This is a genomic window from Microbacterium ulmi (assembly GCF_011759705.1).
GTDB classification, from domain to species: domain Bacteria; phylum Actinomycetota; class Actinomycetes; order Actinomycetales; family Microbacteriaceae; genus Microbacterium; species Microbacterium ulmi.
In genome coordinates, this window is sequence record NZ_JAAOZF010000001.1 from 2618779 (window position 1) to 2644288 (window position 25510).

A 25510-nucleotide genomic window follows, 5' to 3' on the forward strand; every position below is an offset into this window, starting at 1 on the left:
ACGGCCCTCTCGCGGCGTCCGGATGAACCGATAGCCTGAGAGCATGACGCACACGGGCAACCCCTTCGGACAGGTGCTCGTCGCGCTCGTCACGCCCATGACGGCCGACGGCGAGGTCGACTGGGCCGCCGTCGAGAAGCACATCGACGACGTCATCACGGCGGGATGCGACGGCGTCGTCGTGACGGGGACGACGGGCGAGACGTCGACTCTGACGGATGCCGAGAAGCTGAGGCTCGTCGAGGTGGGCAAGGACGTCGCGGCCGGTCGGGCCAAGATCATCACCGGCGGCGGCTCGAACGAGACCGCCCACGCCATCGAGCTGTACAAGGCGAGCGAGCGGGCCGGCGCCGACGGCATCATGATCGTGACGCCGTACTACAACAAGCCGACGCAGGCGGGCATCCTGACGCACTTCCGGCTCGTCGCGGATGCGACCGACCTGCCCGTCATCCTGTACGACATCCCCGGGCGCACGGGCGTCCCGATCAGGTACGAGACGATCCTGCGCATCGCGAAGCACCCCAACGTGCTCGCGATCAAGGACGCCAAGGGCGACTTCAGCGAGGTCAGCCGCGTGCTGAACCAGACCGACCTCATGTACTTCTCCGGTGACGACGCGAACGTCCTGCCGCATCTGTCGATCGGCGCGACGGGTCTCATCGGCGTGACCGCGAACATCACGGCGCAGCCCTACCGCGAGATCGTCGACGCCGTCAACCGCGGCGACCTGACGGCGGCCACCGCCGCGCACCGCAAGCTCGAGCCGCTCGTGCGCGCCGTCATGACGCACGTGCCCGGGACCGTCTCGGCGAAGTACATCCTGCACGGGCTGGGTCGCATCTCGAGTCCGCGCGTGAGGCTGCCGCTCGTGGGTCCCGAGGAGTGGGAGGCCGCCGTCATCGAGGATGAGCTCGCGCTCGTGAAGGACGTCCCCGGTGCCGACTTCTCCAACTTCCGTCCCGACCGCAACGCCGCCGCCGGCGGCGCGCTGCCGAAGGTGTCGGGCACGACGAGATGACTGCGCGCTCGCGTCGCGGGCGTGAGGACGGATACAGGGACCGCCGGACGACGCCACTGAGCGTGACGCACGCCGCGGATCCCGAGGAAGGCGACTGATGGCCACCACCGTGTACGACCCGCCCGCTCTCGACCCCGGAACCCTGCGCGTCACGCCGCTCGGCGGGCTCGGCGAGGTCGGACGCAACATGACGGTCTTCGAGTACGCGGGCAGGCTCCTCGTCGTCGACTGCGGCGTCCTCTTCCCCGAGGAGCATCAGCCGGGCGTCGACCTGATCCTGCCCGACTTCGAACCGATCAAGGGCCGCCTCGACGACATCGTCGCCGTCGTCCTCACGCACGGGCACGAGGACCACATCGGCGCCGTGCCGTACCTTCTCAAGCTCAAGCCCGACATCCCTCTCGTGGGCTCGGGCCTGACCCTCGCCCTCGTCGAGGCGAAGCTCAAGGAGCACCGCATCCGGCCCTTCACCTTGACGGTCAAGGAGGGCCAGACCGAGCGGTTCGGCCCGTTCGAGCTCGAGTTCGTCGCCGTCAACCACTCGATCCCCGACGCGCTCGCCGTCGCGATCCGCACCCCCGCGGGCACCGTCCTCGCGACGGGCGACTTCAAGATGGACCAGCTGCCCCTCGACGGGCGGCTCACCGACCTGCGCGCCTTCGCGCGCCTCGGCGAAGAGGGGGTCGACCTCTTCCTGGTCGACTCGACGAACGCCGACGTGCCCGGGTTCACGCCGCTCGAGCGCTCGATCGGGCCCGTGCTCGACCAGGTTATCGGCAAGGCGCCTCGGCGCGTCATCGTCGCAAGCTTCTCGAGCCACGTGCATCGCGTCCAGCAGGTGCTGGATGCCGCCTACGACCACGGTCGCAGGGTCGCGCTGCTCGGCCGCAGCATGGTGCGCAACATGACGATCGCGGAGGAGCTGGGCTACCTCCACGTGCCCGAGGGCGTGCTGATCGACTACAAGAAGGCGCGCGATCTCCCCGAAGACCAGATCGTCTACATGTCGACGGGGTCGCAGGGCGAGCCGATGGCGGTGCTCAGCCGCATGGCGAACAACGATCACGAGATCGAGCCGGGGCCCGGCGACACGGTGATCCTCGCGTCGAGTCTCATCCCGGGCAACGAGAACGCCGTGTATCGCGTGATCGACGGGCTCACGAAGCTCGGCGCGAACGTCGTGCACAAGGGCAACGCGATGGTGCACGTCTCCGGCCACGCGGCGGCGGGGGAGCTGCTGTACTGCTACAACATCCTCAAGCCCAGGAACGTGCTCCCCGTCCACGGCGAGCACCGCCACCTGATGGCCAACGCGCGGCTCGCGCAGGACACCGGCGTCCCCGAGGACCGCACGATCCTCGGCGAGAACGGCACGGTCGTCGACCTCAAGGACGGCATCGCCCGCATCGTGGGGCAGCTCGACCTCGGCTTCGTCTACGTCGACGGCTCGACGGTCGGCGAGATCACGGATGCCGATCTCAAGGACCGCCGGATCCTCGGCGAAGAGGGGTTCATCTCGGTGATCGTGGTGGTGGATGCCGCGACCGGCCGGATCATCACGGGGCCCGAGATCCACGCCCGCGGCTTCGCGGAGGACGACGCGGTCTTCGAGGACGTCAAGCCGAGGATCGCCGCGGCGCTCACGGAGGCCGCCAAGTCCGGAGTCCGCGACAACCATGCGCTGTCGCAGATCGTGCGGCGCACGATCGGCCGGTGGGTCAACACGTCGCTGCGGCGCCGGCCCATGATCGTGCCGCTCGTGATCGAGGCATAGCGCGCGGATTCTTCACAGCGCCGTAACACCCTCGCTCTAGACTCTCGTCATGCCGCAGACGTTCCTCGTGCGCCCGGCGACGCAGGCAGACGGCGCATTCCTCGGCGACATGGTCGTCGAGGCCGCGAACTGGAGCCAGGGCGGCGCGCGGCCGCGGCATCAGGTGCTCACGAGCCCCGAACACAGCCGCTACGTGTCCGGATGGATGCGGCCGGGCGACGCCGGGTTCGTCGCACTCGACCCCAACGGCGATCCGATCGGGGCCGCGTGGTACCGCATGTTCCCCCGCACCGATCCGGGCTTCGGCTACGTCGGCACGGGTGTGCCCGAGCTCATCATCGGCGTGCGGCCCATCTGGCGGGCCCACGGGGTCGGTCGCAGTCTTCTTCAGCGGCTGTGCGATCACGCCGCGGCACAGGGCTTCGGGCGGCTGAGCCTCAGCGTCGAGCGCGGAAACTTCGCGGTGACGCTGTATCGCAGCGAGGGGTTCGCCGTGACGCAGGCGGGCATCGGGCGGGACACGATGGTCAAGCGCCTGCGCTGACGTAGCCGTCGAGGGGCCTCTCGGTCCGACGACGACGGGGCGCCCCGAAGGGCGCCCCGCGGTGCATCGATCAGCCGGCGCAGAGCGTGCTGAGCGCCGTGAGCGACGTCTGCATGTCGGTGGTGGCGGTCGTGAGATCGCTCAGGGCAGCGGTGTCGCCGTCGACGTAGATCTTCGCGATCGCGTCGCGGACGGCGGCGAGGTCGTCCTTGGCAGTCGTCGCAGCCGCCTTGACCTCTGCGTTCGTGACGGTGTCGGCGACCTCCTGGTACGCGTCGACGAGCGCCGTCCAGGCGTCGACGGCGGCCTGCGGGTCTGCGGCGGCGTCGGCCAGCTTCGCCAGCGTCGTGCTCGCCTCCTCGAGCGGCCCGGCCATGCTGACGCAGGCCTCGGCGACCGTCTGCTCGGATGCGGTCGTCTCCGCCGGCGCCGCCGGGGCGCTCGCGGCGGGCGTCTCGCCCGTGCTCTCCGGTCCGGCGGAGCACGCGGTGAGACCGAGCACCGCGACTGCGGCGAGGGTCCAAGCGGCGATACGAAGCTTCATTCTGTAGTCCTTTCACAGGGTTGAGGGCATTCATGATGAATGCTGAGAAGCCGAGGCATCTGGACCCGGGTTCTTGTACCGAACGTAGTCGATCTCGGACGGCGCCCGCGGCGCCTGTGAGCGGGGCGCCGATCCGCCGCGTCAATCCGCCGATATCCGACTCCTGCGGCCTACCGTGGAGCAATGGCACGATCCGCGAGTACGCCCACGAACGCCCGCGCGTCCGCGAAGGGCTCCTCGTCGCGTGCCCGCAAGCCCGACCCGGCTCCGCGCCGCTACGTCGGCGAGTCCGAGAAGCCGCCCGTCGTCACGCGCATGTGGATGGGCCTGGCCCATGGCACGGGCGGGCTCTTCCGCGCATTCGGGCCCGAGACGCTCGAGAAGGAGCAGCGACGCGACGGGCTGCCGTTCTTCATCGTGCTGCTCGCGATCGCCGGCGCGGTCGTCGAGTGGTTCTTCATCGGCGACGAGGTCGCCAAGAGCATCAGCGCGTACACGGCGGGCGGACTCGTCGGACGCGTCTCGTTCGTGCTCCCCGTGCTGCTCGTGCTCCTCGCCGGATGGCTGTTCCGCCACCCGGCCTCTGTGCACGACAACGGCCGCATCGGGATCGGCTTCGCGCTGTTCGTGCTGACCATCGCGGGCTTCTGCCACATCGGCGGCGAGCGCCCCCAGCCCCGCGCGGGCCTTCCGGTCCTGAGCGATGCGGGCGGTCTGTTCGGATGGATGGTCGGCGAGCCGCTCGCCCTCGGACTCACCGACGTCGGCGCGTGCATCGTGCTGGCGATCGTGGCGGGGCTCAGCATCCTGATCCTCACCAAGACCCCGCCGAACCGCATGGGGCGCCGCCTCGGCGACCTGTACGCGTGGATGTTCGGAGCAGAGCGCCTCGACCCCGCAGAGGGGCCCGGGTTCACCCCGGATGCCGCGGCCGACACCTCGATCCCGTGGTGGCGCCGCAACCGGACGGGCCGTGAGCAGGACCCCGACGGCGCAATCGGATCGCAGGACCTCACGGAGCTCCTCCCGCCCGGCGCATCGCACGGCGGGTTCGACCAGGCGATCACGCCCTCGGTCGCGCCTCCGCGGCCGCCCGCGCCCGTCGTCACGCCGGATGCCGTGACCGAGGTCATCGACCCGGCCGTCCTCGCGGGCGCCGCGAGAGCGGCGAGCAGAGCCGAGACCTCGCTCCGCGACGACGTCTCCGGGTCGGGAGACGGCATCCTCCCCGGGCTGTCGGGGATCGGCACCGACATGCCCCACTCGGCCGCGATGGCGCCGTACCGGCTGCCGTCGGTCGAGAGCCTCGCCGCCGGCACGCCGCACAAGGCCCGCTCGCAGGCCAACGACGACGTCGTGCGCGCCATCACGAGCGTGCTGCAGCAGTTCCAGGTCGACGCGCGCGTCACGGGGTTCTCGCGCGGCCCGACCGTGACGCAGTACGAGATCGAGGTCGGCCACGGCGTCAAGGTCGAGCGGATCACGGCGCTGACGAACAACATCGCGTACGCGGTCGCATCCAACGAGGTCCGCATCCTCGCGCCGATCCCCGGCAAGAGCGCGATCGGCGTCGAGATCCCCAATGCCGACCGTGAGATCGTGACGCTCGGCGACGTCCTGCGCTCGAACGCCGCGCACCAGTCGACGCATCCCATGACGATCGGCGTCGGCAAGGACGTCGGCGGCGGCTACGTCGTGGCCAACCTCGCCAAGATGCCCCATCTGCTGGTCGCCGGCTCGACAGGCTCGGGCAAGTCGAGCTTCGTGAACTCGATGATCACGAGCCTGCTGATGCGCGCGAAGCCGTCCGAGGTGCGCATGGTGCTCATCGACCCGAAGCGTGTCGAGCTGACCTCGTACGCCGGCGTCCCGCACCTCATCACGCCCATCATCACGAACCCCAAGAAGGCGGCGGAGGCGCTGCAGTGGGTCGTGAAGGAGATGGACATGCGGTACGACGACCTCGCGTCGTTCGGGTTCCGTCACATCGACGACTTCAACCGCGCCGTCGTCGCGGGCGAGCTGCAGCTTCCCGCCGGCAGCGAGCGCGTCCTCAAGCCGTACCCCTACCTGCTCGTCGTCGTCGACGAGCTCGCCGACCTCATGATGGTCGCTCCTCGTGACGTCGAGGACTCGATCGTGCGCATCACGCAGCTCGCGCGGGCGAGCGGCATCCATCTCGTGCTCGCGACGCAGCGTCCGTCCGTGGACGTCGTGACGGGCCTCATCAAGGCCAACGTGCCCTCGCGGCTCGCATTCGCCGTCACGAGCGTCACCGACTCCCGCGTCATCCTCGATCAGCCCGGCGCAGACCGGCTCATCGGGCAGGGCGACGCGCTCTTCCTGCCGATGGGGACGTCGAAGTCGATCCGCGTGCAGGGCGCGTGGGTCAGCGAGCCCGAGATCGAGAAGGTCGTCAAGCACGTGACGCGTCAGGCGCGGCCGGACTACCGCGACGACGTCGCCGCGGTCGCGGAGAAGAAGGAGATCGACGCCGACATCGGGGACGACCTCGAGCTGCTGCTCGCGGCGGCGGAGCTCGTCGTGTCGACGCAGTTCGGATCGACCTCGATGCTGCAGCGCAAGCTCCGCGTCGGGTTCGCGAAGGCGGGCAGGCTCATGGACCTCCTCGAGTCTCGCGAGATCGTCGGCCCGTCGGAGGGCTCGAAGGCGCGTGACGTGCTCGTGACCGTCGAGCAGCTTCCCGGCGTGCTCGCGCGGCTGCGCGGCGACGACGTTCCGGATGCCGCGCCCCCGGCAGACGACCGGTACGGCGCCGACGCCGTCGAGGCCCAGTACGACGGGTATCCCGTCGTCGAGGACGAGGGCGACGAGGACGCGTGGGGGCTCACAGGTCGTGACTGACGCGCGTCGCGCGCCCGTGGGCAACGGGTAGGCTCGCACCGTGGCCGTCCCCCGCCAGCTGCCGAACTCGATCACGGTCGTCCGCATCCTGTGTGCGCCCGTGTTCCTGTGGATGCTGCTCGCCGATGCCGGCGCCGACGGTGCGCTGCGGTGGTGGGCGGCCGTCCTGTTCATCGTCGCGATCGCGACGGACGGCATCGACGGCTACATCGCGCGCAGGCACGAGATCGTCACGGATCTCGGCAAGCTCCTGGACCCCATCGCCGACAAGGCGCTGACGGGGTGCGCCTTCGTCGGCCTGTCGATCCTGGGCGAGCTGCCCTGGTGGATCACGATCGTCGTGCTCGTCCGAGAGATCGGAATCACGGTGTACCGTCTCGTCGTCGTGAGCGATCATGTGCTCGCGGCGGCGTGGATGGGCAAGCTCAAGACGCTCGCGCAGGCCGTCGCGCTGTCGCTCGCCCTTCTCCCGCTGTGGACGCTCGTCGGCGACTGGATCCTCTGGGTCGACGGCGTGGCGATGACGATCGCTGTGATCCTCACCGTCGCGAGCGGGGTCGACTACATCGTGAGCGAGGCGCGGGCGGCGACCGCCCGTGGGAAGGGCGCGGCATGACTCCGCTCAAGCCTCACGCGCCCGACTTCCCGGACGACGCCGACATCACGCAGCCGAGCTCGCGCCGAGCGGATGCCGAGTCCGCGACTCCGTTCGCGCCCGCGGTCGACGCCGTGAGGCTCCTCGAGCGTCTGGGCGAGCTCGCCTGGACCGTCGGCGTCGCAGAGTCCCTCACCGGCGGACTCGTGATCGCGAGCCTCATCGGCGTCCCCGGCGCGTCGAGCGTCGTGCGCGGGGGTGTCGTGGCGTACGCCACCGAGGTCAAGCACACGATGCTCGGGGTCGACGAGACCCTTCTGCAGGCGCACGGCGCCGTGCATCCGCGCGTCGCGCGACAGATGGCGGACGGCGTGCGCGCGCGCCTCGGCGTCGACGGGACGCCGTGCGACGTCGGCATCGCGACGACCGGGATCGCGGGCCCGGACTCCCCGGACGGGCAGCCCGTCGGGACTGTCCACATCGCGGTGGCGACTCCGCTCGGCACGCGAGTCGAGTCGCTCGAGCTCGCCGGAACGCGCGACGAGATCCGCACCGAGGCCGTTCGCCGAGCGCTGCGGCTCGCGCTCGACGCGCTCTGATACACGATCCGCGGATCGGGAACAGACCGTGTTTCGGCTCGGTTACATTCGGCGATTCCCACCCATTCCCCAGCGCGCAGGATTAGATTGGCGGTTGACGGTGTTGTACTGTTGTCCACCCGGACGACGGCGGAATCTGAAGTGAGGAGGGGGCTCTCATGATCCTGGTACGTCAAGAGATCGGCGAAGTGCTTCGTGATTTCCGCCAGCAGAAGGGACGCACCCTCCGTCAGGTCGCAAGCCGTGCGAGCGTCGCCCTCGGTTATCTGAGCGAGGTCGAGCGCGGTCAGAAGGAGGCGTCGAGCGAGATCCTCGCGTCGGTCGCCGAAGCCCTCGATGTGCCCATCTCGACGATCATGCGTGAAGTGGGCGACCGCATCTCGGTGCTCGAAGGCATCCAGCCGTTCCCGGATGTCGTGCCCGACGATCTCGTCGCATCGGTCGACGCAGAGCTGTCGCTGCGCTGACGCGCCCGCCATCCGACACGTCTGCACGACGGAGCCATGTCCATGCGCCGCAGTGAGTTCGACCGCGCCGTGGCCGACGAGTTCGGTGCTCGCGGCGCGGCTCTCGTCGCGGACCTCGTCCTGCCGCAGCTCGGCTCGCGCACGGCCGCCGAGGCGCTCGCGGCCGGCATCGCGCCGGGTGAGGTCTGGCTCGCGCTCTGCATCGAGAACGACGTTCCGCCGCAGCGCCGCTACGGTGCGGGTCGGCTCGAGCCGGGGCGTCGCTGAGACAGGCGACGCGGACGGTCGGCGGCTGACGCGCCACGGCGTGTCGTCGAAGATCTGTTCGATGCCCGCGTAGGCTCCTGCACAGATGGAGTCGAAAGGCATTCGTCCACGGGCGGGTGGCGGCGACGACGGGATGTCGGAGCCTCCTCGTAGCGTGAGCGACGTCGAACGACACCACACGCCTTGTCGCAGCATCCGGCCCACCGGGGCGGAGCGCGACAGCCTACAGGCGACGGAACGCGAGCAGAAGGAGCACGCCATGCCATCACCCGCCGACCGCGAGAAGGCCCTCGAATCGGCCCTCGCCCAGATCGACCGGCAGTTCGGGAAGGGCTCGGTGATGCGCCTCGGCAGCGACGAGCGCGCACCCGTCGAGGTCATCTCCACGGGCTCGATCGCCCTCGACGTGGCCCTCGGCGTCGGAGGTCTGCCCCGCGGGCGCATCATCGAGATCTACGGCCCCGAGTCATCGGGAAAGACGACGCTCACGCTCCACGCGATCGCCAACGTGCAGCGCGCCGGCGGCATCGCAGCGTTCATCGACGCCGAGCACGCGCTCGATCCCGACTACGCGCAGAAGCTCGGCGTCGACATCGACCAGCTCCTCGTCTCGCAGCCCGACACCGGCGAGCAGGCGCTCGAGATCGCCGACATGCTCGTCCGCTCCGGTGCGATCGACCTCGTCGTGATCGACTCCGTCGCGGCCCTCGTGCCGAAGGCCGAGATCGAAGGCGAGATGGGCGATTCGCACGTCGGTCTGCAGGCGCGCCTCATGTCGCAGGCGCTGCGCAAGCTCACCGGCGGTCTCAACCAGACCAACACGACGATGATCTTCATCAACCAGCTGCGCGAGAAGATCGGCGTCTTCTTCGGGTCGCCCGAGACGACCGCGGGCGGCAAGGCGCTCAAGTTCTACGCGTCGGTGCGCCTCGACATCCGCCGCATCGAGACCCTGAAGGACGGGGCAGAGGCCGTCGGAAACCGCACGCGTGTGAAGGTCGTCAAGAACAAGATGGCCCCTCCGTTCAAGCAGGCCGAGTTCGACATCCTGTACGGCATCGGCATCTCGCGCGAAGGGAGCCTCATCGACTTCGGCGTCGAGCACGCGATCGTCAAGAAGTCGGGCGCCTGGTACACCTACGACGGCGAGCAGCTGGGTCAGGGCAAGGAGAACGCCCGCAACTTCCTCATCAAGAACGAGGATGTCGCGGCCGACATCGAGTCGAAGATCAAGGTGAAGCTCGGCATCGGCCAGCCCAAGGCCGAAGCTCCCGTGGGCGACGAGCTGGCGGCCCGACGGCCTGCGTGATGGTCCGTTTCGTGGAGGACGGGGGCGAGTCCGGCGCTTCCGAGGGACTCGCCCCCGTCATCCCGCTCTTCGGTGCGGCCGGTGCGGTGGTCGAGCGCGGGAAACGACACACGACGCCGTCGATCACCGACGACGACCTGGAGCCCTCGTGGAGTTCGACGTGGGGTGCCGACGTCCACGAGGTCGCCGTCGACGAGCCGACCGCCGCGGCCGACGAGGCCAGGCGCACCGAGCTCGCCGAGAAGACGCTGCTGCGCAAGATCCGGGGCCGTTCGCTCTCGGTGTCCGAGGCGCACGGAGTCCTCGCCGAGTTCCACCTTGAGCGCCACGAGCTGGATGCGATCATCGAGGCGTTCGCCGGACGCGGCTACCTCGACGACGCAGCGCTCGCGGAGCAGATCGTGCACGTCGGAGTCGACCGCCGGGGGAGCGGTCGCCGAGTCATCGCGCAGACGCTCGCGAAGCGCGGCATCCCGCGCGATGTGGCGGATGCCGCGCTCTCGGCGGTCCCCGACGACGATGACGAACGGGCACTCGAGTTCGCGCGGTCGAAGGCGCGCGGACTCGGGGGCCTCGATCACGACACCGCGCTGCGGCGCCTCGCGGGGCAGCTCGGCCGTCGCGGATACCCGGGCTCCGTCGCGCTCCGTGCCGCGAAGCAGGCGCTCGCTGAGGAGGGCGGCCCTTCGCCGAGCGTCCGCTTCCGCTGACGCGCGGGATGGTCCCTCGATCATCGCGCCCGGATCGCAGGCCCGCCGGAATGGCGACGTCATCGGGCCCGGGCGGCGGCTGGTGAATACTGGGTGCGGAGCGGACAAGGGGGGCCCATGGCGATCGAGGTCAGAGGGCTGACCAAGCGATTCAAGAACGTCGTGGCCGTCGACGACCTGAGTCTCTCGGTCGCGGAAGGCACGGTGTTCGCCTTCGTCGGCACCAACGGCGCCGGCAAGTCGACGACGATCAACTGCCTCACGACCCTGTTGCCGCTCGACGCGGGCGAGGCGAGCGTCGCCGGGTTCGATGTCGCGCGGGATCCCGATCAGGTCCGTGCGCGCATCGGCGTCGTCTTCCAGGACTCGGTGCTCGATCCCACGCTGACCGGACGCGAGAACCTGCGGCTGCGCGCCCGGTTCGCGGGGCTCGACCGGCGCGCCGCGGACGAGCGCATCTCGGATCTCGCCGAACTCATCGACGTCGGCGAGTTCCTCGACAGACGGTACAAGACCCTCTCGGGCGGCCAGCGCCGCCGCATCGATGTCGCCCGCGCCCTCCTGCATCGTCCCGAAGCGCTCTTCCTCGACGAGCCGACCGCAGGCCTCGACCCCGCGAGTCGTGCGGCCGTCTGGGGCACGATCCAGCAGCTGCGCCGGCGGGGCGAGTTCACGGTGTTCCTCACGACGCACTACCTCGAAGAGACCGAGGAGGCCGACGAGGTCTGCATCATCGATCGCGGCAGGATCGCGGCATCCGGAACCCCTGCGCAGCTGCGCGAGCAGCACAGCCGCAGCATCCTGACCGTCACATCCGCCGACCCGGGCGCCCTCCTCGCACTGGCGGACGTTCGCGGCATCTCTGCGACGCGGGACGGCGACGTCGTCGTCATCCCGGTCGACGGGGCGACGACGGCGCGTGCCCTGCTCGCAGCGCACGGCGACTCCGCTGTCGACTTCGAGTTCCGGCACGGGAGCATGGACGACGTCTTCCTCGCCGTCACGGGTCGCGTCGGCGGCGACGGCGTCTCGGAGACGGCCGCATGAGCATCGTCGCGGCGATCGTCGCCCGAAACCTGCGGATCTTCTTCCGCGACCGCTTGAACGTGTTCTTCTCGCTGCTGGGCGGGATCGTCCTGTTCGGGCTCTACGTGCTGTTCCTAGGCAATCTGCAGACCCAGTCGCTGGCGGCGTCGATCCCCGCCGCGACGCCGCAGGAGGTGCAGGCCTTCGTCGACAGCTGGATGTTCGCGGGCATCGTGCTCATCACGACCGTGACGTCGGGCCTCGGCGCGATGTCTGTGCTCGTGGAGGATGGCGAGACCGGCCGCTTCCGCGACTTCCTCGTCTCGCCGATCCGCCGCGGACAGCTCGTTCTGGGCTACCTCATCTCGGCGATCATCGTGTCGCTCATCCTTTCGGCGTTCGTGTTCGCGGTCAGCGTCGCGTATCTCGGTCTCGTGCGCGGCACATGGCTCCCCGTCGACGCCGTCGCGCGTGCCGCGGGCGTCGTCGTCCTGTCGTGCGCCGCGTTCACGGCGCTCATCTCGTTCGTCGCGTCATTCGTTCGCACGTCGGGCGCCTTCGCGGGCCTCTCGACGATCGTCGGAACCGTCCTGGGCTTCATCGCGGGGGCGTACATCCCCGTCGGTCTCCTGCCCGCGACGGCCGGCGACGTCGTCAACGCCCTCCCGTTCGGCCAGGCCGGGGCCCTCCTGAGACAGCAGTTCACCGTCGACACGCTGCCCGCCATGACGGGAGGGTTCGCAGAGGCCGACGAGAGCCTGCGCACGTTCTTCGGCATCGACGCGATCGTCGGAACATGGCTCGTGCCGCCCGGCGTCATCGTCGCCATCCTCGTGGCCATGGTCGTCGTGTTCGCCTCCCTGTCTGCGTTGCGCATCCGTGCGCGGATCCGCTGACGAGAGGCGGATGCCGCGAAGCTGCGCGCGATCGGACGCGAGGCCGACCGGACTGGTGCCGACGCGAACACGATGAACGCGATCAGCGCGATCGTCGCCGGCACCAGACGTCCGGCCCACATCGTGCGAATGGGCAGGTGGAGTCCGGCGTCGTCGTCGTGCGGCGTCCCGACAGCGCGTGCAGCGCTCTCGCCGTTGTCGCGCATCAGCCCGCGTACACATGTGCGACGGCATCGCCGATGACGTCGCCGGCACCCCGGGCAGATGCAGCTCGGCGATGAACAGGTCGATCCGGCGCTCGGTCCTGACAGTCACGGGGTGCTCCGTACGGTCGACACAGTCCCTCGTCAGGGCGGCGACGCGCGCCCATTGCGCGCACTGCTGGTCGAGCTCGGCACCCTCCCGCGCGCGTGAGCATGACGTGCTTGCAGTCGGGTCCGCCGTCGCCGGGGCACCGCTCGGTCGTGACGAGACCCGCCTGCTCGAATCACGTGAGCAGCGGATGCAGCGTGCCGCCCGTGATATCGACGACGCCCGCCTGGGCGACGGCGGCGATGATCGCGTACCGTCACGGCAGCCCGGGCCGCAGCGCGCGCAGCGTGCACGCCCCGAGCGTCGCCCGCAGCCCGTCGCTCGGCCACTCGAGCACGTCGGTCTGCTCGTCCGTTCACGGCATCCGCCCCGACCGCCGCCGTAGAATGGCTCCCGCCATGACTACTCCGTCCTCCGCCCCGACGCTCATCGCGCCCTCGCCCGCCGCGCACTCGTCCGACGGGCGCGCGCGGACGTACGAGGTGCGCACGTTCGGCTGCCAGATGAACGTCCACGACTCCGAGCGACTCTCGGGCTCGCTCGAGAGCGCCGGCTACGTGCGCGCCGAGCTGGGCGAAGAGGCCGACGTCGTCGTCATCAACACCTGCGCCGTGCGCGACAACGCGTCAGGCAAGCTCTACGGCACGCTCGGCCACCTCAAGTCCCGCAAAGACAAGCACGACGGCATGCAGATCGCGGTCGGCGGCTGCCTCGCGCAGATGGACAAGCAGGCCGTGCTCGACAAGGCGCCCTGGGTCGACGTCGTCTTCGGGACCCACAACATGGGGTCGCTGCCGAGCCTGCTCGAGCGCGCGCGTCACAACGGCGAGGCGGAGCTGGAGATCCTCGAGTCGCTCGAGGTGTTCCCCTCGACGCTGCCGACGAAGCGCGACGCCGTCCACAGCGGCTGGGTGTCGATCTCGGTCGGATGCAACAACACGTGCACGTTCTGCATCGTCCCGAGCCTGCGAGGCAAGGAGAAGGACCGTCGCCCCGGCGACATCCTGAACGAGATCCGCCTGCTCGTCGACGACGGCGCGATCGAGGTGACGCTCCTCGGACAGAACGTCAACAGCTACGGCGTCGAGTTCGGCGACCGACAGGCGTTCGGCAAGCTCCTGCGCGCGGCGGGTGAGATAGAAGGACTCGAGCGCATCCGCTTCACCAGTCCGCATCCGGCCGCGTTCACCGACGACGTCATCGATGCGATGGCCGAGACAGCCGCCGTCATGCCGCAGCTGCACATGCCGCTGCAGTCCGGCTCCGACCGGATCCTGAAGGCTATGCGCCGCTCGTACCGCAGCGAGAGGTTCCTCGGCATCCTGGATCGCGTGCGCGCGAAGATGCCGGATGCCGCGATCTCGACCGACATCATCGTGGGCTTCCCCGGCGAGACCGACGAGGACTTCGAAGACACGATGCGCGTCGTCGAGCGGGCCCGCTTCGCGAGCGCCTTCACGTTCCAGTACTCGATCCGCGAGGGCACGCCCGCCGCGACGATGCCCGACCAGGTGCCGAAGGCGGTCGTGCAGGAGCGCTACGAGCGCCTCATCGCGCTCCAGGAGCGGATCTCGCTCGAGGAGAACCAGCGCCAGCTCGGCCGGTTGCTCGAGGTGCTGGTCTCGACCGGCGAAGGCAAGAAGGATGCTGAGACCCACCGCCTGACCGGCCGTGCGGAGGACAGCAGACTCGTGCACTTCGAGGTGCCCGCCGGTTCGCCCGTGCCGCGTCCCGGCGACGTCGTGAGCGTCGTCGTGACGCACGCGGCGCCCTTCCATCTGCTCGCCGACGTGGCGGACGGTGCGCCGCTGCGCATCCGCCGCACCCGCGCGGGCGACGCGTGGGACCGGTCGCTCGCCGAATCGTGCGCCGTTCCGTCGCCCGCCGAGCCGGGCGGTCCGCGCGCGGTCTCGCTCGGGCTCCCGACGCTGCGCATCGGCGTGTAGGGCAGGATGGCGCCTGAACGGCCCGTGCGCGGTCGTCGTCGTGCAGCGGTCCCCGCGATGCACCGCGCGTCCGTGCGTCTCCCCGGCGCGCGTGCGGCCGCACGCTTCGGCGATTGCTGGGGGGCTGCGCGTCCCCGCGGCGGTGACGCGCGCCCGCCCCGGATCGGTGGCCGGTCGTTGCGCGTCGTCAACGCTCGTGCGGCTGTTCTGTGCAACTGCGGCAGTTCGATGTGGCGCGGTTGCACGGAACAGCCGCGGACGTGGGGTCGCGCGGGGCGTGGTTGCACGGAACAGCCGCAGACGCGGGATCGCGTGTGGCGTGGTTGCACGGAACAGCCGCGGACGCGGGGTCGCGTGTGGCGCGGTGGCACGGAACAGCCGCGGACGCGGGGTCGCGTGTGGCGCGGTGGCACGGAACAGCCGCGGACGCGGGATGGCGCGGGGCGTGGTTGCACGGAACAGCCGCGGACGCGGGGTCGCGGGCACCGCCTGGCGGCGCGCTGTGCGTACCCGGGGAGCGGAGGATGACCCCCGCGCTGTGGGCGATCGTCGGCGCGACCGGCACGGGCAAGACGGCCCTCTCGCTCGACCTCGCCGAGGCCCTCGCGCGGCGCGGCCGGCCGGCCGAGGTCGTCAACGCCGACGCCATGCAGCTGTATCGCGGCATGGACATCGGCACCGCGAAGCTGCCAGAGACGGCGCGGCGCGGCATCCCTCACCACCTCTTCGACGTGCTCGACGTGACCGACGACGCGGCCGTCGCCTGGTATCAGGATGCCGCGCGCTCCGCGATCCGCGCGATCCACCATCGCGGCGCCGACGCGATCCTCGTCGGCGGATCCGGGCTCTACGTGTCGAGCGTGCTGTACGACTTCCGCTTCCCGCCCCGTGACCCGCAGGTGCGGGCCGCCCTCGAGGCCGAGCTCGAGCAGCAGGGCGCCGGCGCGCTGTACGCGCGGCTGCGCGATCTCGATCCCGCGACGGCGGAGCGGGTCGACCCGCGCAACGGGCGCAGGATCGTGCGGGCCCTCGAGGTGCTCGCGCAGGGATCGCAGACGCACGGCGCCGTGCTTCCCGACGAGCCGGCGCTGTGGCACACGCCGACGCGGGTCATCGGCGTCCATGTTCCGCGTGACGAGCTCGTGCTGCGTCTCGATGCGCGGGCCGAGGGCATGTGGCGTGAGGGGCTGCTCGACGAGGTCGCGCGGCTGCGACGACAGGGCCTCGAGTCCGGCATCACGGCGCGCCGCGCCATCGGGTATGCGCAGGCGCTCGCACAGCTCGCGGGAGACCTGAGCGAAGCCGACGCGATCGCCGAGACGCGGGCGCTCACGCGGCGCTACGCACGTCGGCAGGTGTCGTGGTTCAGGCGCTACAGCGGCATCCGATGGGTCGGGCCGGGGGCGGATGCCGCTGCCCTGGCAGACTCGATCGGGTGACCACCGACATCCGCCCGTTCCGCCCGTCCGACACCGACGAGGTCGTCGCTCTGTGGCATGCGACGGGGCTCACGCGTCCGTGGAACGACCCGCGCAAGGACATCGAGCGAAAGCTGTCGGTGCAGCCCGAGCTCTTCCTCGTCGCGACCGCCGGGGGAGCCGTCGTCGGCTCGGTCATGGCGGGGTACGACGGTCACCGCGGGTGGCTCTACTACCTCGCCGCGGCGCCCGAGCGCCGCAGGGAGGGGATCGCCCGCGCGCTCGTCGCCGAGGCGGAGCGGCGCCTGCTCGCCCTCGGGTGCCCGAAGGTGCAGCTCATGGTTCGTCCGGGCAACGAGGGTGCGCGCGGCTTCTACGACGCGCTCGGGTACGAGCCGTTCGAGACCTGGGCGACGGGAAAGCGGCTCATCGCGGACGGCTGAGGCGCGGTGAGGGAGCTCCTCGGCTTCCGCGTCGCGCCCCGACTCTAGACTGGACGGATGCCGCAGACAGTCCCCTTCACGAAGGGCCACGGGACGGGGAACGACTTCGTGATCGTCGCCGATCCCGACGGCGCGCTCGACCTCAGCGACGACCAGGTCGCGGCCCTGTGCGACCGGAGATTCGGCATCGGTGGGGACGGCATCCTGCGTGTCGTGCGCTCCTCGGCACTGCCGGAGGGCGCGGCGACGGCCGACGCCGAGTGGTTCATGGACTACCGCAACGCCGACGGGTCGAAGGCCGAGATGTGCGGCAACGGCATCCGGGTGTACGTGCGATACCTCCTCGACGCGGGACTGGCGCAGCTCGCGGACGGAGAGACGATCCTCATCGGCACGCGGGCGGGGACGAAGACCCTCACGCGCAGCGATCTCGGACTCGAGGTCGACCTCGGCGTGTTCCGCATCGACGGGACCGACACGCTGGTCCGCGCGAAGGGTCTCGGCGTCTCCCGCCCCGGCGTCGGAGTCGACGTCGGCAACCCGCACGTCGTGGTCGCCCTCCCCGCCGACTCGGTGCTCGACGCGCTCGACCTGACGGCGCAGCCCATCCTCGATCCCGTGCCCGCGCACGGGGCGAACGTCGAGTTCGTCGTCCCGGCGGATCCGCTCGTGCGCGGCGGAGTCGGATCGATCCGCATGCGCGTCTTCGAGCGGGGTGTCGGCGAGACCCTGAGCTGCGGGACGGGCGTCGCCGCCGCCGCGATCGCCGTGCGGCACTGGGCGGGAGCCGCGGCACCCGACCGCTGGTCGGTCGAGGTGCCGGGCGGAGTCCTCGGCGTGCGCATGGTCGACGGGCACGTCTTCCTGTCGGGGCCGGCGGCCCTCGTCTACTCGGGGCAGGTCGCGCTGGCCTGACGCCCGCAGGTGCACGCCGTCGAGCGCGCTGTTCGACGACGCGAGCCGTTCGATGGCGGCAGGGCGATGCTCCGTGCGTCAGGCGATCTCGATCGCGTCGGTCCGTGGCGTGCCGTGCCGGCGCACCTTGAGGACGCGGAAGCCGCGGCCCGTCGCGGCGCGGTGCACGCTGAAGGCGTCGGCAAGGGCCGCGGCGAGCCATCGCTGCAGCGAGTCGGCGCCGAGGTTGCGCTGGACGACGAGCCAGGCGTCCGAGCGCTCGTCGAGTCGCGGGATCCATCGCTCGAGCAGCCCGTGCAGCTCGCTCTTCCCGACGCGGATCGGCGGGTTGGAGCGGATCGTGCGGAACGTCACGTCGTCGGGAACATCCTCCGGCAGCGACGCGTTGACATTCGTGAGGCCGAGGGACTCCGCGTTGCGTCGCACGAGGTCGAGGGCGCGTTCGTTGACGTCGACCGCCCAGACCGTGGCGTGAGGCGCCTCGAGAGCGAGTGACAGCGCGATGGGCCCCCATCCGGAGCCGAGGTCGAGCAGATGCCCGCCCGGCGGCGGAGGGGGCGTGTTCGCGAGGAGCACGGACGTTCCCGAGTCGATGTGGTCGGGGCTGAACACGCCGCCCGCCGTCGTCACCTCGACGTCCTGGTCGGCGAGCCGGACTCGGATGCGGCGCAGATTCTCGGGACTTGCGGGGGATGCGGTGAAGTAGTGGTCGCTCCCCATGCGGACGAGCGTAGCGGAGGACCTCCCAGACGGGGAGGCTAGAGTTCACGGATGGCCCGCGATTGTGCGGACGCCGCCCAGAAAGGAAGACATGACGGATACCACGACACCCCAGAGCACCGACGAGACGACGGTCGACCCCGTCGATCGCGTGCTCGCCCGCGCCGCGGCGCACTCGGGTGTCCGCGTGTTCGGGGCGGCGCAGGCGCTGCAGGACGAGACCACCGTCTCGCGGGGCGATTCCGACGGCGAGCAGTGGGACCGCGAGGAGCGCGCAGCGCTGCGCCGCGTGCCCGGGCTCTCGACCGAGCTCGAGGACGTCACCGAGGTCGAGTACCGGCAGCTGCGCCTCGAGAACGTCGTGCTCGTGGGCGTGCACCCGCAGGGATCGCAGGAGGATGCCGAGAACTCGCTGCGTGAGCTCTCCGCGCTCGCCGAGACCGCCGGCGCCGTCGTCCTCGACGGCGTGCTGCAGCGACGCCCGCACCCCGACCCGGCGACCTACGTCGGCCGCGGCAAAGCAGAGGAGCTGCGCGACATCGTCGCATCCGTCGGCGCCGACACCGTCATCGCCGACACGGAGCTCGCGCCCAGCCAGCGGCGTGCGCTCGAGGATGTCGTGAAGGTCAAGGTCATCGACCGCACGACCGTGATCCTCGACATCTTCAGCCAGCACGCGAAGTCCCGCGAGGGCAAGGCGCAGGTCGAGCTCGCGCAGCTCGAGTACCTCCTCCCGCGCCTGCGCGGCTGGGGCGACTCGATGTCGCGCCAGGCCGGTGGCCAGGTCGGCGCGGGCGGTGCGGGGATGGGATCGCGCGGACCGGGTGAGACCAAGATCGAGCTCGACCGCCGTCGCATCCGCACGAAGATGGCGCTGCTGCGCAAGCAGATCCGCGACTTCACGCCTGCGCGCGACGCGAAGCGGGCGGAGCGCAAGCGAAACACGATCCCGTCCGTCGCGATCGCCGGCTACACCAATGCCGGCAAGTCGAGCCTGCTCAACAGGCTCACTCGCGCCGGCGTGCTCGTCGAGAACGCACTGTTCGCGACGCTGGACGCCACGGTCCGCCGGTCGGTGACGACCGACGGCCGCGTGTACACGCTCACCGACACCGTCGGGTTCGTCCGCAACCTGCCGCATCAGCTCGTCGAGGCATTCCGCTCGACGCTCGAGGAGGTCGGCGACGCCGACGTCATCCTGCATGTCGTCGACGGATCGCACCCCGACCCCGCGGCCCAGCTGAAGACCGTCCGTGACGTCATCGGCGACGTCGGCGCGCGCGACACGCGCGAGATCGTCGTGTTCAACAAGGCCGATCTCGTCGACGAGGACGCGCGACTGCTCCTGCGGGGGCTCGCGCCCGGCGCGCTGTTCGTGTCGTCGCGCACCGGCGAGGGCGTTGACGAGCTGCGGGCCGCGATCGAGGAGGCGCTGCCGCTGCCCGCCGTCGAGGTGCGGGCGGTCGTGCCGTACGATCGCGGCGACCTCGTCTCGGCAGCGCACGAGACGGGCCACATCGTGTCGCAGGAGCACGGGGCCGACGGGACCCAGCTGCACGCGTACGTCTCGGAGCGACTCGCGGCCGAGCTCGCGCCCTACAGCCGATAGGCCCGAAGCGTTCGCGGCGGCGGGCTCACGAGAGGTCGATGGGCGGCACGCCGGGAGTCTCGAACCCGAAGACCGAGCCGAGGAACGCGTACTCCTTCTCGAGCGCGTCGACCACGGTCTCCTTGCGGCGGAAGCCGTGGCCCTCGCCCTCGTAGAGGACGTACGCGTGCGGCACGCCGTTCGCGGCGAGGGCGTCCCGGATGGCCTCTGCTTGCGCGGGCGGCACGACGACGTCCTCGTCCCCCTGCAGCAGGAGGACGGGAACGCGGAAGCGCTCGGCGCGGCTCAAGGGAGACCGGGCGATGTACAGCGGCTCCGCCGACGGGAGCGGCCCGATGAGGCCGTCCAGGTACCGCGACTCGAAGTCGTGCGAGTCGTGGGCGAGGGCACGTGCGTCCCCGACGCCGTAGCGGGAGATCCCCGCCGCGAACACGTCGGTGTCGACGAGGGCCGCCAGCACGGTCCAGCCGCCCGCCGAGCCGCCCTCGATCGCGAGGCGCGCAGCATCCGCGAGACCCGCGTCGGCGAGGCCTCGAGCCGCCGCCGCGACGTCGTCGACGTCGACGACGCCCCACATGCCGTGCAGGCGCTCGCGGTACGCGCGGCCGTAGCCGGTCGATCCGCCGTAGTTCACGTCGAGAACGCCGATGCCTCGGCTCGTGAAGTACGCGATCTTCGCGGATGCCGCGCCCCCGACATGGCTCGTCGGCCCGCCGTGGACGAAGACGACGTAGGGCGGCAGCTCGCCGTCCGGCGCTGACACGGCGGGGTTCGCAGGCGGGTAGGCGAAGGCGTGGACGGGCCCGTGAGGGCCGTCCACCGTGACGGCGCGGGGGCGCGGCATCCATTCGTCGCCCCACGGTGCCGAGCCGCCGCGGATCGTCTCGACGAGATCAGGGCGGTCCACGTCGATCAGCCACAGTCCGCTGGGCGCGTCAGGACCCGATCCCGAGACGAGCACGGTCGAGCCGTGCGCGTCTTCGACGACGGTGGATGCCGTCGAGGGCACGGCGATCGGCCGCGCGCCGCCGACAGCCTGGTCGATCAGCACGAGCTCGTCGGATCCGTTCGTGCGGATCGCGACGATGCGGCCGTCGTGGAGCACTCGGTACCAGCGGGTTCCGAGCACCCAGAGGGGGCCGCCCGTGTCGGCGTCCGCCGGCGCGACGGGCTCGTGCTCGAGGTCCGCGGACAGGTGCAGCCGCCAGAGGTTCCACCGTCCCGTCGGGTCGTCGGCGAAGACGAGGTCGTCCTCGCCGATCCAGGTCGGCTGGACGGGGGACGAGGCTCCTCCCGCGACGGCGCACCACTCCGCGACGATGCCGTCCTCGAGGCGTCCGATCCGCAGCTCGGAACGGTCCCACGGCATCGCGGGGTGGTCCCACGCGATCCAGGCGAGCAGGCGCCCGTCAGGCGACAGCGCGGGCTGCGCGAGGAAGTCGCTGTCGCCGACGAGGGACGTCAGCGTGCCGTCGAGCGCGATCTCGACGAGGTCGCGGTGCGGGACCGGCCTATCGGAGTGGGTCTCGCGGACGGCGAACAGCCGGCCATGCTGCCACGTCAGCCCGCCGAACCGCATGCCTTCGTCTGCGGGCGTGAGGGGCTCGGGCTCCCCGCCGGGGCGCAGCATCCACACCCGCTGATCGTTCTTCTCGACGAACAGGAGCACGGCGTCGTCCGTCGCGGCCCACGAGCCGCCGCCGTACTCGTGCACGCGCGAGCGGGCGCTCCACGGCGCGGGGAGGACGTCGACGATGTCGCCGGATGCCGCGCGCCGGCGCACCGCGGTGCGGCCGCCCTCCTCGGGGACGGTCTCGGCCCACCACACGTCGGCTGCGACGAAGCACGCGCCGTCGATGCGGGGAGCGGCGGCCGACACGGCGTCCGCGGTGAGGGGGGAGGGCCACGAGCCGTAGGGGAGGGTGTCGGTCACGATCCCACGCTACGCCGGGCGGCGCGCCGTCGTGAGGGACCGCTGCGCGAGAGGCCGTCGGGACGGTGCTCGGGCGACCGTCCGGGCGGCAGTCGGGGCGGCCGTCGGGCGCAACAGATCGTCATACGACACCGGCCGCGCAGGTCGACGGCTAGCCTGGTCGCATCGTCGGCCCTTCGAGGGCCTGGAGCGACAGCCGAGCCCGGCACCCGCCCGCGATGCACGTGCACCCTTTCCCCAGGGCGGGGTGTGCACGCTTCCGCGGCCAACCGGCCTCCTGTCCGTTCCCACCGAGAGCACGCCCATGTCGACAGCTGCGAGCACCTCGCCGACCGCCTCGGCCGTCCCGTTCTCGTTCGAGATCCACCCGCCGAGAACGGATGCCGGGCTGCCCGCCCTCTGCGAGACGATCGGTCACCTCGCGGCCGCGCGTCCGCAGTTCATCTCCGTGACCTTCGGCGCGGGAGGGTCCACCGGCGGACGCTCGCTCGAGGTGCTGACGCACATCCTGCGCGAGACCGACGTGCCGCCGCTCGCGCACCTCACGTGCGTGGGCAACCGCTACGAGGGTGCGACGGCGCTCATCCGGGAGTTCCTCGATGCCGGCATCGAGAGCTTCCTCGCCCTCCGCGGAGACCCGCCCGCCGGGGTCGACGAGGACGACGTCGATCTCGGCGACCTCGAGAGCGCGGCACATCTCGTGCAGCTCATCCACCGCGTGCAGGCCGAACGCGCGCCCTACACGGAGGCGGCGATCCCCGGCGTCCCCGGGGCGGCGCGCCTCGGCCGCCCCAGGAAGGCCGAGATCGCGGTCGCCGCATTCCCCAACGGGCATCCGAGGTCCCGGCATCCGCGGGAGGACATCGACGCCCTGCTCGCGAAGCAGGCCGCGGGCGCGACGTTCGCGATCACTCAGCTGTTCTTCCACGCCGACGACTATCTCGGGTTCGTGTGTCGTGCCCGCGACGCGGGAGTCACGATCCCGATCCTCCCCGGCATCATGCCGATCACGTCGCCCGCGCGGCTTCGGCGCGTGCTCGAGCTCAGCGGGGAGGAGCTGCCCGTCGAGCTCTCGGTCGCGCTCGAGGTCGAGCCCACCGGCGAGGGGCGGCGCGAGGTCGGAGTGGCGCACGCCGCGGCGCTCGCACGCGACGTCCTCGCAGGCGGCGCGCCCGGCATCCATCTCTACGCCTTCAACAACCATGAGACCGTCCTCGCGACGCTGCGCGAGGCCGGCGTGCTCATCGACCACGACTGCAAGGAGCCCGTACGATGACCGACTTCCCCGCTGGAACGATCCTCGGCTACCCCCGCATCGGGCGCCGCCGCGAGCTCAAGCGCGCCGTGGAGGCGCATTGGTCGGGCGCGCTCGACGAGGCCGCTCTCGAGAGGACGGCGGCCGACCTGCGCCGTGCGACGCGCGAGCGCCTCGCCGCGCTGGGGCTCGGTCGCGACGACTCGTCGATCCCCGAGTCGTTCTCGTACTACGACCAGGTGCTCGACGCGGCGCTGACGGTGGGGGCGCTGCCCGAGCGCTTCGCGCCGCTGCGCGCCGCGGACGGGTCCATTCCTCTGGCGGCATACTTCGCGGCCGCGCGGGGCGACGAGACGGGCGCCCCGCTGGAGATGACGAAGTGGTTCGACACGAACTACCACTACCTCGTGCCCGAGATCGGCCCCGAGACGCAGTTCTCGCTCTCGAGCGACCGCTTCGCGCGCCTGGTCGCCGAGGCGAAGGCTGACGGCGTCACCGTGCGCCCCGTCGTCGTCGGGCCCGTCACGCTCCTCGCTCTCGCGAAGGCGACGGATGCCGCGCCCGCCGGGTTCGATCCGCTGAGCCGCCTCGACGACCTGCTGCCCGTGTACGCCGAGCTGCTCGCGTCGCTGACCGCCGCGGGCGCCGAGTGGGTTCAGCTCGACGAGCCTGCTCTCGTGAGCGAGAGCCTGTCGGCGCCTCCGGCCGCGCTGGCGGACGCGGCATCCCGCGCGTACGCGGTCCTCGGCGACGCACCCCGCCGTCCGGCGATCCTCGTGGCCGCCGGCTACGCGCAGCTGTCGGCGGAGGCGTGGGCCGCTCTGGCCGCGGCTCCCGTCGAGGCGATCGCGATCGACGTCCATCGTGGCTCGGTGCCCGCAGGGGCGGAAGGGCTCGAGGGCAAGACCCTCGTCGGAGGCGTCGTCGACGGCCGCAACATCTGGCGCGGCGACCTCGGCGGCGCATGGGACCGGCTCGAGGAGCTGCGGGGCATCGGCGCGAAGTCGGTCGCGGCCGGCACCTCGACGTCGCTGCAGCACGTGCCGCACGACGTCGACGACGAGGCGGGGCTGGACCCGCGACTGGTCTCGTGGCTCGCCTTCGCCGACCAGAAGGTCAGGCAGGTCGTGGCCCTCGCGCGCGGCCTCGTCGAGGGGCGCGATGCGATCGAGCCTGAGGTGGCAGCGGCATCGGCCGCGCTCGCCGAACGCCGGTCGGCGCCGGGGGTGCGCGACGCGGCCGTGCGCGCCCGCGCGGCGGGTCTCACGGCGGGGGACTTCGACCGGAGCGACTACGACGCCCGGGTCGCGGCGCAGGACGCGCTCGGGCTCCCCGTGCTGCCCACGACCACGATCGGATCGTTCCCGCAGACCGGTGACATCCGCCGCGCCCGCGCGCGCTTCGGCCGGGGGGAGCTGACGGCCGACGAGTACGACGGGTTCCTGCGCGCCGAGATCCAGCGGGTCGTGCGCCTGCAGGAGGACCTCGACCTCGACGTGCTCGTGCACGGCGAGGCGGAGCGCAACGACATGGTGCAGTACTTCGCCGAGCTGCTCGACGGCTTCGCCGTGACGCAGCACGGCTGGGTGCAGTCGTACGGCTCGCGGGCGACGAGGCCCTCCATCCTGTGGGGCGACGTGTCGCGTCCGGCTCCCATGACGGTCGCATGGTCGGCGTACGCGCAGTCGCTGTCCGACAAGCACGTCAAGGGGATGCTGACGGGACCCGTCACGATCCTGGCCTGGTCGTTCGTCCGCGACGACCAGCCCCTCGGCGAGACGGCGAACCAGGTCGCACTCGCGCTGCGAGACGAGATCGCCGACCTCGAGGAGGCCGGCATCCGGATCATCCAGGTCGACGAGCCCGCGCTGCGCGAGCTCCTCCCGCTCAAGAAGGCCGCTCAGCCGGCATACCTCGACTGGTCGGTCGGCTCGTTCCGCCTGGCGACGGCAGGAGCCCGGGATGCGACGCAGCTGCACACGCACCTCTGCTACTCGGAGTTCGCCGTCGTGATCGACGCGATCGCCGCGCTCGACGCCGACGTCACCTCGATCGAGGCCGCCCGCAGCCGGGGCGAGGTGATCGCCGACGTCGCGGACTCGGGCTTCTCGCACGGCATCGGCCCGGGTGTGTACGACATCCATTCGCCGCGCGTGCCGTCGGTCGACGAGATCGGTGAGCTCCTGGAGCGCGCCGCGACCGAGCTGCCGCTGCGACAGGTGTGGGTCAATCCCGACTGCGGGCTGAAGACCCGCGGCTACGACGAGACCGTGGCGTCGCTGCGCAACATCGTCGCGGCGACGCTGGCCGTGCGCGAGAAGGTGGGCGTCCGCGCCTAGCGA

The 25510-nt window shown here is 71.1% G+C and carries 22 protein-coding genes; 19 read left to right on the forward strand and 3 right to left on the reverse strand.

Translation table 11 applies throughout. The annotated features are described in order from the left end of the window. The first annotated feature begins 43 nt into the window (after nucleotides 1-43). From dapA to FHS08_RS12235, 3 genes are all read left to right on the forward strand, one after another. The gene (dapA, locus tag FHS08_RS12225; RefSeq protein ID WP_167039337.1) at nucleotides 44-1021 is read left to right on the forward strand and encodes a 4-hydroxy-tetrahydrodipicolinate synthase; all 978 of its coding nucleotides are present in this window, start codon (nucleotides 44-46) and stop codon (nucleotides 1019-1021) included. Between the two features lie 97 nt (nucleotides 1022-1118). Beyond that, a complete protein-coding gene (locus FHS08_RS12230) occupies nucleotides 1119-2795 on the forward strand; it encodes a ribonuclease J (protein WP_167039339.1) in 1677 nt (558 codons plus the stop codon). A 49-nt stretch (nucleotides 2796-2844) separates the two neighbouring features. Further along, complete coding sequence (locus tag FHS08_RS12235; RefSeq protein ID WP_167039341.1) at nucleotides 2845-3339, forward strand: GNAT family N-acetyltransferase; 495 nt, start codon at nucleotides 2845-2847, stop codon at nucleotides 3337-3339. A 70-nt stretch (nucleotides 3340-3409) separates the two neighbouring features. Here FHS08_RS12235 and FHS08_RS12240 read toward each other — a convergent pair whose 3' ends face one another. After that, a complete protein-coding gene (locus FHS08_RS12240) occupies nucleotides 3410-3883 on the reverse strand; it encodes a hypothetical protein (protein ID WP_167039343.1) in 474 nt (157 codons plus the stop codon). Nucleotides 3884-4066: 183 nt separating this feature from the next. Here FHS08_RS12240 and FHS08_RS12245 point away from each other — a divergent pair, with 183 nt between their 5' ends. The 13 genes from FHS08_RS12245 to dapF all read left to right on the forward strand — a co-directional run bounded on the left by FHS08_RS12245 (nucleotide 4067) and on the right by dapF (nucleotide 17651). Next, nucleotides 4067-6748 (forward strand): FtsK/SpoIIIE family DNA translocase, encoded by a 2682-nt coding sequence (locus FHS08_RS12245; RefSeq protein WP_167039345.1) that lies wholly within the window; start codon nucleotides 4067-4069, stop codon nucleotides 6746-6748. A 40-nt stretch (nucleotides 6749-6788) separates the two neighbouring features. After that, the gene (gene pgsA, locus FHS08_RS12250; protein ID WP_167039347.1) at nucleotides 6789-7364 is read left to right on the forward strand and encodes a CDP-diacylglycerol--glycerol-3-phosphate 3-phosphatidyltransferase; all 576 of its coding nucleotides are present in this window, start codon (nucleotides 6789-6791) and stop codon (nucleotides 7362-7364) included. After that, entirely contained in the window at nucleotides 7361-7942 is a 582-nt protein-coding gene (locus FHS08_RS12255) for a CinA family protein (protein WP_167039349.1), read from the forward strand. Before pgsA ends, FHS08_RS12255 begins: the two co-directional genes overlap by 4 nt. 158 nt (nucleotides 7943-8100) lie before the next feature. Continuing rightward, nucleotides 8101-8409 (forward strand): helix-turn-helix domain-containing protein, encoded by a 309-nt coding sequence (locus FHS08_RS12260; protein ID WP_167039351.1) that lies wholly within the window; start codon nucleotides 8101-8103, stop codon nucleotides 8407-8409. 42 nt (nucleotides 8410-8451) lie between these two features. Continuing rightward, complete coding sequence (locus FHS08_RS12265) at nucleotides 8452-8676, forward strand: DUF3046 domain-containing protein (protein WP_167039352.1); 225 nt, start codon at nucleotides 8452-8454, stop codon at nucleotides 8674-8676. 259 nt (nucleotides 8677-8935) lie between these two features. Next, complete coding sequence (recA, locus tag FHS08_RS12270) at nucleotides 8936-9985, forward strand: recombinase RecA (RefSeq protein ID WP_167039353.1); 1050 nt, start codon at nucleotides 8936-8938, stop codon at nucleotides 9983-9985. After that, nucleotides 9985-10695: a regulatory protein RecX gene (locus FHS08_RS12275; RefSeq protein WP_167039354.1), complete on the forward strand. Its 711-nt coding sequence runs from the start codon at nucleotides 9985-9987 to the stop codon at nucleotides 10693-10695. Before recA ends, FHS08_RS12275 begins: the two co-directional genes overlap by 1 nt. A gap of 117 nt (nucleotides 10696-10812) precedes the next feature. Beyond that, nucleotides 10813-11742: an ABC transporter ATP-binding protein gene (locus FHS08_RS12280; protein ID WP_167039355.1), complete on the forward strand. Its 930-nt coding sequence runs from the start codon at nucleotides 10813-10815 to the stop codon at nucleotides 11740-11742. Next, complete coding sequence (locus FHS08_RS12285) at nucleotides 11739-12617, forward strand: ABC transporter permease (RefSeq protein WP_167039356.1); 879 nt, start codon at nucleotides 11739-11741, stop codon at nucleotides 12615-12617. Before FHS08_RS12280 ends, FHS08_RS12285 begins: the two co-directional genes overlap by 4 nt. Before the next feature lie 710 nt (nucleotides 12618-13327). After that, nucleotides 13328-14875, forward strand: coding sequence for a tRNA (N6-isopentenyl adenosine(37)-C2)-methylthiotransferase MiaB (miaB, locus tag FHS08_RS12290; RefSeq protein WP_167039880.1), 1548 nt, complete (start codon nucleotides 13328-13330; stop codon nucleotides 14873-14875). A 524-nt stretch (nucleotides 14876-15399) separates the two neighbouring features. Next, nucleotides 15400-16314, forward strand: coding sequence for a tRNA (adenosine(37)-N6)-dimethylallyltransferase MiaA (gene miaA, locus FHS08_RS12295; protein WP_167039357.1), 915 nt, complete (start codon nucleotides 15400-15402; stop codon nucleotides 16312-16314). Beyond that, the gene (locus FHS08_RS12300; protein WP_341800395.1) at nucleotides 16311-16736 is read left to right on the forward strand and encodes a GNAT family acetyltransferase; all 426 of its coding nucleotides are present in this window, start codon (nucleotides 16311-16313) and stop codon (nucleotides 16734-16736) included. The genes miaA and FHS08_RS12300 overlap by 4 nt, the downstream gene beginning before the upstream one ends. Before the next feature lie 57 nt (nucleotides 16737-16793). Beyond that, complete coding sequence (gene dapF / locus FHS08_RS12305; RefSeq protein ID WP_167039359.1) at nucleotides 16794-17651, forward strand: diaminopimelate epimerase; 858 nt, start codon at nucleotides 16794-16796, stop codon at nucleotides 17649-17651. A 78-nt stretch (nucleotides 17652-17729) separates the two neighbouring features. On the opposite strand, the gene FHS08_RS12310 is transcribed toward dapF, so the two are convergent. Further along, a complete protein-coding gene (locus FHS08_RS12310; protein ID WP_167039360.1) occupies nucleotides 17730-18371 on the reverse strand; it encodes a class I SAM-dependent methyltransferase in 642 nt (213 codons plus the stop codon). Nucleotides 18372-18462: 91 nt separating this feature from the next. Here FHS08_RS12310 and hflX point away from each other — a divergent pair, with 91 nt between their 5' ends. Further along, a complete protein-coding gene (gene hflX, locus FHS08_RS12315) occupies nucleotides 18463-19980 on the forward strand; it encodes a GTPase HflX (RefSeq protein WP_167039361.1) in 1518 nt (505 codons plus the stop codon). 25 nt (nucleotides 19981-20005) lie between these two features. Here the strand turns inward: hflX and FHS08_RS12320 are convergent, their stop codons facing one another. Continuing rightward, complete coding sequence (locus FHS08_RS12320) at nucleotides 20006-21913, reverse strand: prolyl oligopeptidase family serine peptidase (RefSeq protein WP_167039362.1); 1908 nt, start codon at nucleotides 21911-21913, stop codon at nucleotides 20006-20008. A 304-nt stretch (nucleotides 21914-22217) separates the two neighbouring features. Here FHS08_RS12320 and FHS08_RS12325 point away from each other — a divergent pair, with 304 nt between their 5' ends. Together FHS08_RS12325 and metE are read left to right on the forward strand one after the other, a co-directional pair. Continuing rightward, a complete protein-coding gene (locus FHS08_RS12325; protein ID WP_167039363.1) occupies nucleotides 22218-23189 on the forward strand; it encodes a methylenetetrahydrofolate reductase in 972 nt (323 codons plus the stop codon). Beyond that, nucleotides 23186-25507 (forward strand): 5-methyltetrahydropteroyltriglutamate--homocysteine S-methyltransferase, encoded by a 2322-nt coding sequence (gene metE / locus FHS08_RS12330; protein ID WP_167039364.1) that lies wholly within the window; start codon nucleotides 23186-23188, stop codon nucleotides 25505-25507. Before FHS08_RS12325 ends, metE begins: the two co-directional genes overlap by 4 nt. Nucleotides 25508-25510: the final 3 nt, after the last annotated feature.